The following is a 15,591-nucleotide window of genomic DNA, read 5'->3' on the forward strand; positions in this document are numbered from 1 at the left end:
AAAGTCTAGCGAGAAATTCCGCTAAGCCAAATCATAGCGGAACTGGAGTCCTCTATTTCGAGGATATCAATCACTCAAAGCTAAAATATTTGAGACTGTTTGATTTATGGCTAAATATGTTATACTATCCAAACGAACATATGATCGTTTTTTTGACACTACCTTTATGCAGCGTTTGCAAATTTATTCTAGAAGCTATACTCTTAGTATGAATTATGCCATTTATTCGCAGGAGGGGACATTTTTGAGATCATCTCGCTTCATATGGGGAACAATTGGCTTAACCGCATCTATTACGACGATTGTTTTCGCTGTAGGATTTGCTTACGCGGCGAATCAGATATGGTTTCCGAAGGCTTCCGGATCGCTTCAATTGGCGACAGAGGCTCCGAAGAAGGAATCGATGATTGAAAGCAAAGCAAAGCTGCAAATTGTAGCGCTCGGCGATTCATTAACGGCAGGAACGGGTGACAATACAGGCAAAGGTTATGTGGGCCGCGTCCGTGAAAAGCTGGAGAAGGAAACAGGCAAACCGGTATTTGTGCTTAATAATTTAGCCATTCCAGGTTACAAGAGCGACCAGCTGCTGGCTGATCTGACGCTAAAGAAGACACAGGATGCGCTTGCGCAGGCAGATATTATCTTGCTTACTATCGGCGGAAATGATATTTTTGCAGGTGGAGACGGACTTTTTCAAGGGGATAATCAGACAGAGTTTAACCCTGAGGCAGCGGTAAGTCGTGTGGCTCCGGCGCTCGATAAAGTGCAGAAAATTCTCGAAGCGATTAATAAGGCCAATCCAAAGGCAACGGTGATGTACGTAGGCTTATTTCATCCATTTTTAGATATGGATCCGAAACAGGAAGGTTCGCTTATTGTGCAGCGCTGGAATAATGGTGTTTTCGAAATGATCAATCGTTATCCACAAATGGTGATTGTCCCAACTTATGATTTGTTTGAACAAAATTTGATTAAATATTTGTCTTCGGCTGATCATTTTCATCCTAATGCGGATGGTTATGAGCGGATTGCAGATCGAATTTTACAAATTCTGAAGTAATGGGGGCAGGCAAAGTGACAGAAGCAGTAATCGTTCCTGATACCGTATTATCCGTGAAAAATTTGAGAAAGCAAATTAAAAATAAAGAGATTATCAAGGGAATTTCCTTTGATGTTTATGCCGGTGAAATTTTCGGTTTTTTAGGGCCTAACGGATCCGGGAAAACAACAACCATTCGAATGCTTGTTGATCTAATTCGGCCAACGGAAGGGACGATTCACATTTGTGGATTTGACGTTCGCAAGGAGCACAATCAAGCCATGCGTCATGTTGGCTGCATTGTAGAGAATCCGGAGTTGTATTCGTACTTAACGGGATGGGAAAATCTCGAGCATTTTGCTAGAATGCTGCCGGATGTTGACGAGCAGAGAATTCATGAGGTTGTTGAAATTGTTTCGATGGATGGGCGAATTCATGATAAAGTTCGTACCTATTCCCTTGGCATGAGGCAGCGGCTTGGTATCGCGCAAGCGCTTCTTGGGCGGCCTAGCTTGTTAATTTTGGACGAGCCTACCAATGGACTTGATCCGCAAGGAATCAAGGAAATGAGGGAATTTATTCAGCGTTTGGCGGCTGATGGATTGAGCTTGTTTGTTTCCAGCCATCTATTAAGCGAGATTCAGCAAATGTGTGACCGTGTAGCGATTATTAGCCATGGCCAAGTCATTCAAGTAGGAGCGGTGAATGAGTTGATTGCGCAAGGCGGCAAAGTGGTTTGGTCCGTGTCTCCGGCCGATAAGGCTGAGGGGCTTCTCGATGCGTCTCCACTTGTGAACGCGATTGAGGAAATTGGCCAAGATGATCCCACGCATACACATGATTCAGTGAGACAAATTGTTACCCAGATGGATAAAGAGCATGTCCCGCAAATAAGTAGGCAATTGATGGAAGCAGGAATTAGCCTCTACGCTGTAGAAATCAAGAACCCAACGCTGGAAGATTTGTTCTTGAGCCTAACCGAGGGTGAAACCATACAATAGGGGACGGTGAAAGAAATGCGTATTCTGTATGAACTCGTCAAAAATGAATGCATCAAAATGATCAAGAAAAAACGATTTTATGTGATCATCCTGATCCTGCTTGCCCTTATTCCTATGTTTACTTATGCACAAATGCGAGTGGCTCAAAATACACAAAAGCAATTTGGTACAACAGACTGGAAGGCGGATCAGCGCCAGAAAATTATTGACTGGGAAAAGCGTTTAAGCTCTGCACGTACGCCAGACGAATGGAAGCAGCAGCTTAAAGTGCAGATTCAGATTGCTAATTATTATCTGGATCAAGATGTCGATCCGAGCTCGCCTAATGCCGTTACTTTCACGCGTGAATTTGTCAAAAATGCCGTCTCTTTATTCATTCCGTTGATCATCATGGTCATTTCCGCAGATATCGTATCATCCGAGCATTCTACGGGGACTATTAAATTATTGTTGACAAGACCGGTCCGGCGATGGAAAATCCTATTGAGCAAATTAATAACTGTTATTTTCTTTACTTCGCTTACAGTTCTTTCGACCGGTGTGCTGTGTTACTTGATTTCCGGCCTTGTTTTCGGCTATAACGGATGGACGATGCCTATTTTTACAGGCATTCAGATCAATGGCACGGATGTGGACTTCAGCCTGGTAAGAGCGGTTGATCAATGGTTTTTCCTCTTGATGGAGTTTGGATTAGTTTGGTTTTCGGCATTAGTCGTCGCACTGATGTCGTTAATGATCTCTGTTCTCATTCGATCAACAGCTGCCGGTATGGGGGTCATGCTCGCAGTCTTAATTTCGGGGACGATTCTTTCGAACATGGTGTCATCTTGGGAAACAGCGAAGTATTTGTTTATGGTCAACTTGGACTTAACCAAATATCTTACAGGAGGTCTGCCGCCGATAAAAGGTATGGATTTGGCCTTCTCGCTAAGTGTATTAAGTGTTTGGGCCGCGATTTCGCTGATTGTTTCCTTTACTGTTTTCTCCCGCAAGGATATATTGAATTAACAAGATATTTGGAGTCGCGAAACTCCTATCAAAGAACCCTATATTAGAAAAAGGAGGGCTTCAATGACTGAGCAACTAGAATTTGCTAATGGAAAAGCCCCAACATCGGATTACGATGTCGATGATATTCAAGTACTGGAAGGGCTTGTCGCTGTTCGTAAACGACCAGGGATGTATATCGGCAGCACGAGTTCTTCCGGTTTGCACCATTTGATTTGGGAAATTGTCGATAATGCGGTAGATGAACATCTTGCCAAATACTGTTCCAAAATCAGTGTGACCATACATAAAGATCAGTCCATCACGGTGCAAGATAACGGTCGGGGGATTCCGACAGGTATGCATAAGACAGGAGTTCCTACGCCGCAGGTCGTGTTTACGATTCTTCATGCCGGAGGCAAGTTCGGAGGTTCTGGATACAAGAAATCCGGTGGTCTGCACGGCGTTGGTGCTTCGGTTACGAATGCTCTCTCAGAGTGGCTGGAAGTTGAAATTTATCGCGAGGGCAAAGTGCACAAGATGCGCTTTGAATACTGGGTCGATGATGCTGGTGTTGAGCATGTGGGTGAACAGGTTACGAAGCTTGAAGTTATAGGCAATACGAACCGGACAGGGACTAAAGTTACGTTCAAGCCAGACAAACGCGTATTCCAAGGCGGCACCACCATTTCCTACGATACCTTATCCGAGCGATTGCAAGAGATTGCCTTCTTGAATTCGGGGTTACAGGTTAATTTAAAAGATGAGCGCACGGATAAACAGGATTCGTTCCAATATGAAGGCGGCGCCAGCCAATTCGTTGAATTCCTGAACGAAGAGAAGACCGTGCTTCATCCCGTTATTCATTTTGCCTCTGAGAAGGACGAAATTGAAGTGGAAGTGGCTCTTCAGTACAATGATGGCTACACCGAAACGATCGCCTCATTCGTGAATGCAATCCCGACCCGCGGCGGCGGTACGCATGAAACGGGTTTTAAAACGGCTTATACAAGGGTCATGAATGAATATGCACGTAAAGCGGGCATTCTCAAAGAGAAAGAGAAAAACCTTGACGGTACCGACCTGAGAGAAGGTATGATGGTCGTAATCAATATTAAGATGGGCGATGTCGAATTCGTCGGTCAAACCAAGGACCAGCTTGGAAGCGCTATTGCAAGAAGTGCTGTGGATGCGGTTGTTTCGGACAAGATGACGGTGTTCCTGGAAGAAAATCCGCAAATCGCGCAGATGATGCTGAAGAAGGCTGTTCAAGCTTCTAAAGCCCGTGAAGCAGCTCGTAAAGCTAGAGAAGAAATTCGCAGCGGGAAAAAAGGGAAAAGCGAGAGTTCTAACCTTGGCGGCAAGCTAACCCCTGCGCAATCCAAGGATTTGCAGCGCAATGAATTGTTCGTCGTTGAGGGAGATTCTGCAGGAGGTTCCGCGAAACAAGGGCGCGACTCCAAGCATCAAGCGATTTTGCCGCTAAAAGGGAAGCCAATGAACCCTGAGAAGGCAAAGTTGCTCGATATTATGAAAAACGACGAGTATAAAGCGATCATTGCGGCGATCGGAGCAGGAGTCGGCTCTGAGTTCGAAGTTGAAGAAATGAACTACGGTAAAATTATTATTATGACGGATGCGGATACTGACGGCGCACATATTCAAGTGCTGCTTCTGACGTTCTTCTACCGCTACATGAAGCCTATGATTGATGCAGGCAAGGTGTACATTGCGCAGCCGCCGCTTTACAAAGTGACGAGAAAAGGCAAAAATGGCGGCTATAAATATGCATGGACCGACGACCAATTGCAGCAAGTTGTGAAAGAGCTTGGCAAGAATACCGAGTTACAGCGGTACAAAGGACTTGGCGAGATGAATCCGGAGCAGTTATGGGAAACAACCATGAATCCGGAGAGCCGGCAGCTGCTGCAGGTTCAGATTGAAGACGCTGCGAAAGCGGAGCGCCGAGTAACAACCTTAATGGGCGATAAAGTGGATCCGCGTAAACGTTGGATTATCGAGAACGTCGATTTTACCGAATATGTAGAGTAGACCAAAAAGAGTGGTGACTGAAAGTTGGGTATTTTAGAAGAATTTTTACCGGCCTATCTGGAAGAGATAGTTGGCGATCGATTCGGGCGTTATTCCAAATATATTATCCAGGATCGCGCGATCCCGGATGTCAGGGACGGCTTAAAGCCTGTACAACGACGCGTATTGTATGCGATGTACGATTCAGGGAATACCCCTGATAAACCATACCGCAAGTCCGCAAAAACGGTCGGCGATGTGATGGGGAACTATCATCCCCATGGAGATGCGTCTATTTACGATGGTATGGTTCGTATGGCACAGCCTTGGAAGATGGGTCATACACTTGTAGATGGCCATGGAAACTGGGGATCACTGGATGATGATCCGCCGGCAGCGATGCGGTACACAGAAGCAAGGCTCTCAGAAATTGCGATGGAACTGCTTCGTGATATTGAGAAACGTACCGTCATGTTCAAAGATAATTTTGATAACTCCACGAAAGAGCCAGTTGTGCTCCCAGCGCGTTATCCGAATCTGCTAGTGAACGGCGTAAGCGGTATTTCGGCAGGTTTTGCGACTGAAATTCCGCCGCATAACTTGCGTGAAATAATTGATGCTTGTACAGCGATGATCGACAAGCCTGAGATGACAGTTGAAGAGTTAATGACCATCGTTAAAGGTCCTGACTTCCCTACTTCCGGGATTATTATGGGCGAAGAGGGGATTCGTGAAGCTTATCGTACTGGCAAAGGCCGTATCTACATAAGGTCCAAAACAGCGATCGAAGACATGCGCGGCGGAAGACAACAAATTGTGATCACGGAAATTCCGTATCAGGTCGTGAAAGCGCGTCTTGTAACGGCAATGGAAAACATCCGTCTTGAGAAGAAAGTCGAGGGTATCGCGGAGGTTCGGGACGAAAGCGGACGTAACGGATTACGAATTGTCATTGAACTGAAAAAGGAAGCGGATGCGCAAGGGATTTTAGCTTATTTGCTGAAGAAGACGGACTTGCAAGTCACGTACAATTTCAATATGGTGGCGATTGTTAATAAAGCGCCGCGACAATTGGGCATTCGCGAAATTCTGGAAGCTTACATTGAACATCAAAAGGAAGTTGTCACGTTCCGTTCGCAATATGAGCTTGAGAAAGCGGAAGACCGCGCTCACGTGCTAGAAGGGCTAGTCAAAGCGCTTAACATCTTGGACGAAGTGATCGCAACGATCAAAGCGTCCAAAAATCGGCAGGATGCTCAAAACAATCTGATGGAGAAATTTGGCTTTTCCGAGCGTCAAGCGGACGCCATTCTCGTCTTGCAATTATACCGGTTAACGAATTTAGAAATTACAACTCTTGAAAAAGAGTTGAAAGATGTTGAAAAAACAATTGCTTATTTGCGTGGCATTTTGGGCAGCTTGAAAAAGCTTTTAGGTGTCATTAAAGATGAAATGGGCGAAATACGGAAGAAATACGGCATTGAGCGCCGTTCAGCGATTCAGGGCGAGGTTGAGGAGCTGAAAGTTAATCTGGAAGTGCTCGTCAATCCGGAAGACGTGTTCGTCACGCTTTCTAACGAAGGCTACTTGAAACGCACTAGCAAGCTGTCGTTTACACGATCTGGCGGAGAACTGGAAAATACAGGTCTCAAGGAAGGCGACTACTTGCGCTTCTTGCTAGACGTGAATACGATTGAGAGCCTGCTGATCTTCACGAAAAAAGGTCAATACTACTTATTGCCCGTCCATCAAGTGCCAGAGTACAAATGGAAAGAAAATGGTACCGCTATCGTCAATGTCATTCCAATCGCCAAAGAAGACCGTATCGTTAATGTGATTCCGGTCAAAGGCTTTGAGGATCCAACGAAATCACTTGTGTTCGTCACTCGCAAGGGCCAAGTGAAGCGTACGGAGCTCAAAGAGTACATGACGAATCGCTCCAATGGACTTGTTGCTTGTAAGCTTGCTGAGCAAGATGAAGTACTTCATGTTCATCTCAGCGATAACACGAAGGAAATCCTGCTTGTCACGAAGCTGGGCATGAGCATCCGCTTCCGCGAGGAAGAAGTAAACCCGATGGGCCGTGCAGCCGCGGGTGTGCGCGGCATCCAGCTCAAAGATGACGATGATGTCGTCTCGGCTGAGTGGATTTATGGGGATGAGGGGGAAGTGCTCGTTATCTCAGACCTTGGGTATGCCAAACGGTCCCTTGTCGTAGATTATCCGATTCAAGGGCGTGGAGGAAAAGGTATTCTCACCTTTGAATTTAAAGAAGGCAAGCGTGTGAGACCGAACGGAACAGGTTTAATCCGAACATTCATAGTGAAAATGGATTATCAGATTACAGCCGTAATGAGTAATGGAGAGAAGCTTCGCTTCTCGACGGAGACAGCGCCACTGGAAGATCGTAAAGCGCAAGGCAAACAGCTTATCCCTGTTACCAAAACAGAATCCATTATAGATGTTCTGCGTTTCCCTCAGTCATAACTGACCGTAGGTGGATCCAGCTTCTCCATCAGCATAAAAGCTAACTCTAATAAGACCCACAGGGGCATCGGTTCGTCTAATCGATCCAGCCACTGTGGGTCTTTCAGCATGCCGGCCTCAAGTGCCTTTTTGCCAAGCTCCATTTTCCAATCGTCCACGTTGAACCACTCCTTAGCGTAATCTGCAAATCTGACTGCTTCACAGTATATGTTAGAAGTGGGCGGAATGTTAAAAGAAGTCGAGACATTCTTCAAGTTCGGACAAAGTTGTGGATGGCTCGACAACATGCCACAGCATGTCCCGGAAATGTGCAGCTTTTGTAGGAAAGTATTAACGGCATTAACCTTTTAACCAGTGAAAATGCGTGCTATACTTGCGTTATAGTAGATGTTGGAAGCGAGTTGATGTGAGGTTGTATTCCGATGAGTTTGGAAAGCTGTGGCTGAAATTGTCTAAGGAATTGAAGAGCCAGATGGAAGTAGGATTAGCACCTACGATTACAGAAGGGCAACTTAACGTATTAGAATTGCTTATGACGAACGAGCGTATGAAGCCTTCAGATCTAATCGAATATCTATCTACAACACCTGCTGCGGTTACAACGCTATTAGATCGTATGGAGAAAAGTGAATTAATCGTACGGGTGCGGGATGAGAAAGACCGCCGTATCGTGTGGGTGCACGTAACAGACAAAGGAAAAGCGGAATGCGAGCGAGGTACGTTAGTCCGTGAACAACTGCTGGACACTTACCTGAGCCGCGTTTCCGCCCATAATCAGAAACTGCTTATTTATTTGTTGGGGAAAGTCGCTAATTAATCGCAGTAGCGACCCCCGATTCGGCGTGAATTTACAATTCTGGGATTGTAAATTCACTCCATGGCCGCTGCACAGGCGGCAGCGACCGAAAGCGCATCGTCTCTTTGAGTGTTGGATGCTCAAAGGATAGAGCCGTCGCCCAGAGCGCTAGCTGCTGGCCGGGCTTGTTGACCGCGCTGCCGTAGCGCTGGTCGCCGTACAGCGTGCAGCCGATGGCGGCCATCTGCACGCGGATTTGATGCGGCCGCCCGGTATGCAGCTTGATCTGAATCAAGCTGAGACCGTCTTGGCTGCCGAGCAGCTTATAATCCAGCACAGCCTCCTTGGCTTCGTGCTGGCCTGGTTTGACAACGCTGACGGTATTCGTCCGCGTGTCCTTCCAGAGCCAGTGACGCAGCGTTGCCGTCGGCTGTGGCGGTTTGCCATGCACAATAGCGACATACGTTTTGTCGAGATGCCTAGTTCTTACCGCGTCCGACAGCCGTGACGCGGCCTTAGACGTTTTGGCGAAGACCATCACGCCGCCTACAGGACGGTCAAGCCGATGGACAAGCCCGAGGTAGACATTGCCAGGCTTGTTGTGCCGGAGCTTGATATCCGCCTTCAGGACATTCAGCAGATCAGGATCACGCGAGTCGTCCTCTTGTGTTGGCATGTTCACGGGCTTCTCTACCACGAGAATGTGGTTGTCTTCGAAAAGGATCGGAATTTGCGATGCTCCCGAAACATCTTTAGCTCCAGTCATATTAGGACTCCCAGCGTCCCAGAATACCGCAAGGGAGCATTAAGCCGGAGTGAGTGATCGGCAGGCCGATTTCTCCACTTGAGATCGTACCGCCATGCTTGCTTTTCATCGCCATCGTTAAGATGTTTTGCAGGACCGTAGCCGAAATACCTGTTGTATAAGAGTTAATTAACAGGAACAAAGGATTATCGGTCAAGATCGTCTGGCAGGTTTGAATGAAAGGGAAGAGGTCATCCTCCAGTTTCCAAGTCTCGCCATTAGGTCCGCGCCCGTAAGAGGGAGGATCCATGATGATCGCATCATATTTGCTGCCGCGGCGCTGTTCTCTTTGCACGAATTTGAATACGTCATCCGTAATGAAACGTACAGGACGGCTACCCATGCCGCTTAGATGCAGATTCTCCTTCGCCCATTGCACAACACCTTTGGAGGCATCAACGTGGCAAACTTCTGCTCCTGCATAAGCACAGGCAAGTGAAGCTCCACCTGTATAAGCGAATAGGTTCAATACCTTGATCGGTCTTCCGGCGTTTTGGATTTTATCAATCATCCATTTCCAGTTGACGGCTTGCTCAGGGAAGAGGCCCGTATGCTTGAAGCTGGTTGGTTTAATATAAAAGCTCAGCTTCTGGTCGTAGGTGATGGTCCAGCGTTCCGGCAGTTCAGCATGCTGCTGCCATTGTCCGCCGCCGCTGGAGCTGCGGTGATAATGAGCATCGGCTTGACGCCATGCGGGTGTTTCTTTTTCCAAAGGCCAAATGATTTGCGGGTCAGGTCTTCTCAATACGATCGTACCCCAGCGTTCCAGCTTTTCGCCGCCGCCGGTGTCGAGAAGTTCATAATCTACCCAGTCTTTTGCATAAAACATGTTGCATTCCATCCTTCAACTTGTATACTTTAACAAACATTCATTGTACACCATTTATTCACTTAAATCGATCTTTTCAATCAAACCGGGCAATTCTTTTTCTACAAATTGTTGGTAGTGAGCTTGCTCCAGTGATTGTCTTATTGAATCCTTGACGGAATCGAAAGATTTCACGGATCTGGATTCGACTTTGATCACATGGTAACCAAATTGTGTTTCAACGGGGTCGCCTACAGCGCCGACAGGTTGCTCAATCGCCGCTTTCTTAAATTCAGGTACCCAACCGCTAACTTCTGCATCTTCATAAAGACCGCCGGTTTCTTTGGAGCCAGGATCGTCTGTGAATTCTTTAGCCAGCTTCGCGAAGTCTTCACCATTCTTAAGTTTTTGCTCGACATCCTTAGCAAGCTTAAGCGCTTCTTCTTTCGTACGGGTCACACTCTTGTCCGCATTTGTTAAACCAATCAAAATATGGCGGACGGAAGCAATCGTATAAAAATCTTTATCTTGTTTGAGGTTGTCGTCATATTTGGCTTTAACTTGTGCATCAGTAACGCTGGATTTGATATAGTTTTCTGCTGTTAATCGTCCGACGAGGTAATATTGAAGCTCCGTTTCAGTAACTTTGAAGTTCTTCAATTCTTCCAGAAACTTGGCTTCGCCATTTTGGGATTTCCAAGTTGCCATTTGTGCAGACGCTGTATCTTTCGCCGCTTTTTGATCAGCCTCGGAAGATTTACCGTACAGAATTCTATATTGAATTAATTGGTTCAAAACGCTTTTTTGATACTCAGGGTTATCTTTTGAAGCTGCATGGCCATTATTGAAAATGCCCTGCATCGCAAAGAAAGTATCGAACTCACCTCTTGTCACCGTACCGCCTTGATAAGTAGCAACGATTTGATTCGGGTTGATTCCGATCCAAATGGTTTCATTGGCTTCATCCCATTCGACTTTTTTTCCCAGAGCTTCACTCACGAAGCGAAGAGGGACGTAAGTAGAACCTTCGTAAACAAAACCTTTTCCATCTGCAGGCACTTTTTCGACACCATCAAACATATATTTGATGCTGCGGAACGCCACTTCAATTTGACTGCTAGCCGCAAAAGCAGCTGTACCGCTAATTAACGAACCGATCGTTAAACCTACGATAAGTCCTTTCACCTTGTCTTTCATAATCTGGTTTCCACCTTTCAAATGACTGTCACTTTAGTAATTCACCCAGGATTAAGGATTTTCCTTTTTTTAATATGAGGGTTTGAAGGAATTCTCCACCTGCATGTTGTATTTGTACTGTATGTGATTATTTATTACATCCATATTTTGAAGAAAAAGGTCGATTATGGGAGGGATAACATGGGGGCAAATGTTGGTACACCCAGCTCAGAAGATTTGTTTCTACTTCATGAAGGATCCCTGTATCACAGCTATCGCATCCTAGGGGCGCATGTTAGCAAAAGGAAAGGTTATGAGGGAGTTCGTTTCGCTGTATGGGCGCCTAATGCCAAACAAGTAAACGTGCTTGGCGATTTCAACCAATGGCAATCCGGTAAACACCGCATGGAGAAGTTCAGTTCACTCGGCGTATGGATGCTGTTTATTCCTGAGGCCAGTGAAGGTGATCATTACAAGTACGAAATCCTTAGTGAGACAGGTCAAATTTTGTTGAAAGCTGACCCATACGCCTTTTATTCGGAAGTGCGTCCAGGCACTGCCTCTCGCGTTGTCGATTTGGATGGCTACGAATGGCAGGATGAGGCTTGGTTAGAGCAGAAGAAGTTGGCTCCCGCCTATAACAAGCCTTTGTCGATTTATGAAGTGCACCTAGGTACGTGGCGCAAAAAAGACAGACATAGTGAAGAATTATATACCTATGACCAGCTTGCGGATGAGCTAGTCGATTATGCTGTGGAGATGGGTTATACACATATTGAAGTAATGCCGCTTGCCGAGCATCCGTTTGACCGTTCATGGGGCTATCAAGCGACAGGTTATTTCTCTGTTACGAGCAGGCATGGTTCACCGAAAGAGTTCATGCATTTCGTCGATCGTTGTCATCAAAAAGGGATTGGCGTCATTATGGACTGGGTCCCTGGGCATTTCTGCAAGGATGCTCATGGCTTAAGGCAGTTTGACGGAAAGCCGCTTTATGAATACCAAGACCCTCGCAAAGCCGAGAAGTTGGAATGGGGGACACTTACATTTGATTTTGGCAGGCCGGAAGTGCAAAGCTTTCTTATTTCAAACGCAATTTTCTGGATGGATATGTACCATATCGATGGTATCCGGGTTGATGCTGTAGCTTCCATGCTGCACTTGAATTTCGGCAGATGGAATGAGAAGCCCCTTAAGAATCAATGGGGAGGGGATGATAATCCCGAAGCTGTCGCTTTCTTGCGAAAATTGAATCAAGTTGTGTTCTCTTATTATCCGGATGCGCTTATGATGGCCGAGGATTCTACGGATTGGCCGTTGGTGACAGCACCTGTGCATGATGGCGGGCTTGGATTTAACTATAAATGGAACATGGGCTGGATGAACGATATGCTGCGTTATATGAAGCTGGATCCCGTTCATCGCAAATATCACCATAAATTAATCACGTTCTCCTTCATGTACGCCTTTAGTGAAAATTATGTCTTACCTTTTTCTCACGATGAGGTTGTCCATGGGAAACGTTCACTCCTACATAAGATGCCAGGCGATTATTGGCAGAAATTTGCCAATCTGCGCGTTTTATACGGATATATGTCAGGTCACCCTGGCAAAAAGCTGCTGTTCATGGGCAGCGAATTCGGTCAATTCGACGAATGGAAGGACCAGGAGGAAGTGGATTGGTTCCTGCTGGACGGTTATGAGAAACACGAGCAAATGCACGTTTACGTGAAGGCGCTCAATCAATTTTATTTGGACCAGCCGGCTTTATGGCAAAAGGATCATAGTCCGGACGGCTTCAAATGGATTAATCCGCATGATGAAAGCCAAAGTGTCGTCACTTTCATGCGCAAAGGAAATAAGGCTGAGGATGATCTGATTCTCATTTGTAATTTCACACCGGTGGTGCATCCCGATTATCGAATCGGCGTTCCGCGCAATGGCATGTACGAGGTTGTTTTCAACAGCGATGCTCCAGAGTTCGGAGGTTCCGGCCAAGGGAACAAGCTGCCGATCACAAGTGAAAAAAGAAAATATCACGAACTGCCTTATAGCTTGTCACTGTGTATTCCGCCGCTTGCGGCTGTTTATATAAAATGTGTAAAAGAATTCCAACTAGAGAAAACGAAGTTGAAGGGGGAAATCAGAGATGCGCAGTAAAGAATGTGTTGCCATGCTCCTCGCTGGTGGAGAAGGACGAAGACTAGGCGTACTAACGAATAATTTGGCCAAACCTGCTGTTCATTTTGGCGGGAAATACCGTATCATTGATTTCACCCTTAGCAATTGCACGAATTCAGGCATAGATACCGTTGGTGTCTTGACGCAATATCAGCCACTCGTGCTCAACACGTATATTGGAATCGGCAGTTCGTGGGATTTGGACCGCAAAAATGGCGGTGTTACTGTGTTGCCTCCGTTCATGGAACAAAAAGGCGGAGACTGGTACAAAGGTACAGCCAATGCCATCTACCGCAACATTGGATTTATTGAGCAGTATGATCCGGAGTATGTCTTGATCATCTCGGGTGATCACATTTACAAAATGGATTACGATAAGATGCTTTCCTACCACAAAGAGAAGAAAGCTGATGCAAGTATCGCCGTTATCGAAGTGAAATGGGAAGAAACCAGCCGTTTCGGAATTATGAGCGTAAATGAGAATCAGGAAATAACTGAATTTGCCGAAAAACCAAAAGAAGCGAACAGCAACTTGGCTTCCATGGGTATTTATATTTTTAACTGGAGCGTTCTGAAATCGTATTTGATTGCGGACGAAGAGAATCCGGATTCCAGTAAGGATTTCGGGAAAGATATTATCCCGATGATGCTCCGGAATGAAGCAAGGATGTACGCTTATCCGTTCGAGGGGTACTGGAAAGACGTCGGTACCATTGACAGCTTGTGGGAAGCAAATATGGATTTGCTCGATGATCATAATGAGCTGAATCTGAATGATAAAGATTGGCGTGTGTACTCCCAAAATCCATATCAACCAGCTCAATATGTGGCGCCAACTGCGAACATTAAGCGTTCACTCGTGAATGAGGGTTGTGCGATTTTCGGAGATGTCGATCATTCTGTCTTGTTCTTTGGTGTACAAGTGGGGGAAGGCAGCCAAATAAAGGATTCCGTTATTATGCCAAATGCAAAAATCGGTAATAATGTAACGATTAACAAAGCGATTATTGGGGAAAACACGATTGTGGAAGATGGCGCTGTTGTAGACGGTCACGGTGAAATTACACTCATAGGCGGCAATGAACGAGTATTAGCGACTGCCAAACAGAAGGGATGATCTCAGATGAAACATGTAATGGGTGTCATTAATTTAGTGAATGAACCGGACGATTTGGAAGAACTGACTTATTTCCGCTGCCCTGCATCGGTACCATTCGGCGGACGTTATCGGTTAATTGATTTTACATTGTCGAACATGGTGAATTCTGGGATTGACAATGTGGCCGTATTTACACAGCACAAGTACCGTTCCTTGATGGATCACCTGGGGTCGGGAAAAGAGTGGGATTTGGACAGAAAGCGCGGTGGATTGTTCGTCCTTCCATCCGTCTTGGATGAGCCAACAGGCATTTCACGTGGTGACCTATACCAATTCTATAGCCATCGGGATTATTTCTACCGTGGGAAAGAAGAGCTGGTTGTTATTTCCCGCAGCCATATGGTGTGCAATCTTGATTTGCGCGATGTTATCCGCCATCACGAGGATACGCAAGCGGACATTACTGTCATCTATAAGCAAACGGATGAGGACATTCAAGGGAAGTTCCGCCGCTTGGCGGTCAAAGATAACGGACAAGTAACGCTTATGGAGGATCACACGGGCAGACTGCGGACGAATAACATTTCCATGGAAATGTATATTATGAGCAAAGCGCTGCTGCTGGACATGGTAGAATCCTGCCTGGCTCAAGGGTATGATCACCTGGTTCGCGACGGTATCATGAAAAATATTGATAAGCTTAGTGTGTATGGCTATAAATTTGAAGGGCATGTAGGCATCGTGAATTCGATTCAAGGTTACTACAAGCACAGCATGCAGCTGTTAAATCCAGTGATCTGGAGAGAATTGTTCTTCCAGAAGAACCTGATCTATACAAAGGTAAAGGATGAACCGCCTGCGAAATACCTGGAATCCGCCGCAGCCAAAAACGCGTTGATCGCAAACGGTTGCACCATTGAAGGTAAGGTAGAAAACAGCATTTTGTTCCGCGGAGTGAAAATCCGTAAGGGAGCTTACGTGAAAAACAGTATTATCCTCCAAAACTGCGAAATCGAAGAAAATGTTATTATTGAGAATGCGATTCTCGATAAGGATGTCTTCATCTCCCGCGGCCGTGTCCTGACAGGTGACAACAAAGCGCCGTTCATCGCGGCAAAAACGAAAGTGATCTAATCGGTATCGTTCTTAAGCGCATAACTAGATATAATCCGAAAAGCCTG

Annotated in this window: 13 protein-coding genes; 9 read left to right on the top strand and 4 right to left on the bottom strand. The window is 46.0% G+C overall.

The genetic code is table 11. The features are described 5' to 3' along the window. Nucleotides 1-244: 244 nt before the first annotated feature. The 5 genes from GON05_RS30330 to gyrA all read left to right on the top strand — a co-directional run bounded on the left by GON05_RS30330 (nt 245) and on the right by gyrA (nt 7,545). A complete protein-coding gene (locus GON05_RS30330) occupies nt 245-1,060 on the top strand; it encodes a GDSL-type esterase/lipase family protein (RefSeq protein ID WP_181646351.1) in 816 nt (271 codons plus the stop codon). After that, entirely contained in the window at nt 1,060-2,040 is a 981-nt protein-coding gene (locus tag GON05_RS30335; RefSeq protein WP_157324566.1) for an ABC transporter ATP-binding protein, read from the top strand. Before GON05_RS30330 ends, GON05_RS30335 begins: the two co-directional genes overlap by 1 nt. 15 nt (nt 2,041-2,055) lie before the next feature. Further along, nucleotides 2,056-3,048 (top strand): ABC transporter permease, encoded by a 993-nt coding sequence (locus GON05_RS30340; protein WP_157324828.1) that lies wholly within the window; start codon nt 2,056-2,058, stop codon nt 3,046-3,048. Between the two features lie 63 nt (nt 3,049-3,111). Then, nucleotides 3,112-5,079 carry a DNA topoisomerase IV subunit B gene (gene parE, locus GON05_RS30345; protein ID WP_157324568.1) on the top strand — a complete coding sequence of 656 codons (1,968 nt, stop codon included), beginning with the start codon at nt 3,112-3,114 and terminating at the stop codon, nt 5,077-5,079. Between the two features lie 24 nt (nt 5,080-5,103). Beyond that, complete coding sequence (gyrA, locus tag GON05_RS30350; protein WP_157324571.1) at nt 5,104-7,545, top strand: DNA gyrase subunit A; 2,442 nt, start codon at nt 5,104-5,106, stop codon at nt 7,543-7,545. Here the strand turns inward: gyrA and GON05_RS30355 are convergent. Continuing rightward, a complete protein-coding gene (locus GON05_RS30355) occupies nt 7,536-7,703 on the bottom strand; it encodes a hypothetical protein (RefSeq protein ID WP_157324573.1) in 168 nt (55 codons plus the stop codon). The genes gyrA and GON05_RS30355 overlap by 10 nt on opposite strands. Before the next feature lie 254 nt (nt 7,704-7,957). Here GON05_RS30355 and GON05_RS30360 point away from each other — a divergent pair, with 254 nt between their 5' ends. After that, on the top strand, nt 7,958-8,362 hold the full coding sequence (locus tag GON05_RS30360) for a MarR family winged helix-turn-helix transcriptional regulator (RefSeq protein WP_127451825.1): 405 nt from the start codon (nt 7,958-7,960) through the stop codon (nt 8,360-8,362). Nucleotides 8,363-8,393: 31 nt separating this feature from the next. On the opposite strand, the gene GON05_RS30365 is transcribed toward GON05_RS30360, so the two are convergent. From GON05_RS30365 to GON05_RS30375, 3 genes are read right to left on the bottom strand one after another with little or no spacing between them, the layout of a single operon-like run. Beyond that, nucleotides 8,394-9,107 carry an RluA family pseudouridine synthase gene (locus GON05_RS30365; protein ID WP_157324575.1) on the bottom strand — a complete coding sequence of 238 codons (714 nt, stop codon included), beginning with the start codon at nt 9,105-9,107 and terminating at the stop codon, nt 8,394-8,396. 1 nt (nt 9,108) lies between these two features. Beyond that, on the bottom strand, nt 9,109-9,975 hold the full coding sequence (locus GON05_RS30370) for a class I SAM-dependent methyltransferase (RefSeq protein ID WP_127451529.1): 867 nt from the start codon (nt 9,973-9,975) through the stop codon (nt 9,109-9,111). Nucleotides 9,976-10,029: 54 nt separating this feature from the next. After that, on the bottom strand, nt 10,030-11,151 hold the full coding sequence (locus GON05_RS30375; RefSeq protein WP_157324576.1) for a peptidylprolyl isomerase: 1,122 nt from the start codon (nt 11,149-11,151) through the stop codon (nt 10,030-10,032). A gap of 180 nt (nt 11,152-11,331) precedes the next feature. Here GON05_RS30375 and glgB point away from each other — a divergent pair, with 180 nt between their 5' ends. Genes glgB through glgD form a run of 3 tightly spaced genes read left to right on the top strand, consistent with a single transcriptional unit; the run spans nt 11,332 to nt 15,544 of the window. After that, nucleotides 11,332-13,290: a 1,4-alpha-glucan branching protein GlgB gene (glgB, locus tag GON05_RS30380; RefSeq protein ID WP_157324578.1), complete on the top strand. Its 1,959-nt coding sequence runs from the start codon at nt 11,332-11,334 to the stop codon at nt 13,288-13,290. Beyond that, complete coding sequence (locus GON05_RS30385) at nt 13,280-14,428, top strand: glucose-1-phosphate adenylyltransferase (protein ID WP_157324580.1); 1,149 nt, start codon at nt 13,280-13,282, stop codon at nt 14,426-14,428. Before glgB ends, GON05_RS30385 begins: the two co-directional genes overlap by 11 nt. A 6-nt stretch (nt 14,429-14,434) precedes the next feature. Beyond that, on the top strand, nt 14,435-15,544 hold the full coding sequence (glgD, locus tag GON05_RS30390; protein WP_157324582.1) for a glucose-1-phosphate adenylyltransferase subunit GlgD: 1,110 nt from the start codon (nt 14,435-14,437) through the stop codon (nt 15,542-15,544). Nucleotides 15,545-15,591 lie beyond the last annotated feature (47 nt).

This window comes from Paenibacillus anseongensis (assembly GCF_009757995.1).
Taxonomy (GTDB): domain Bacteria; phylum Bacillota; class Bacilli; order Paenibacillales; family NBRC-103111; genus Paenibacillus_E; species Paenibacillus_E chondroitinus.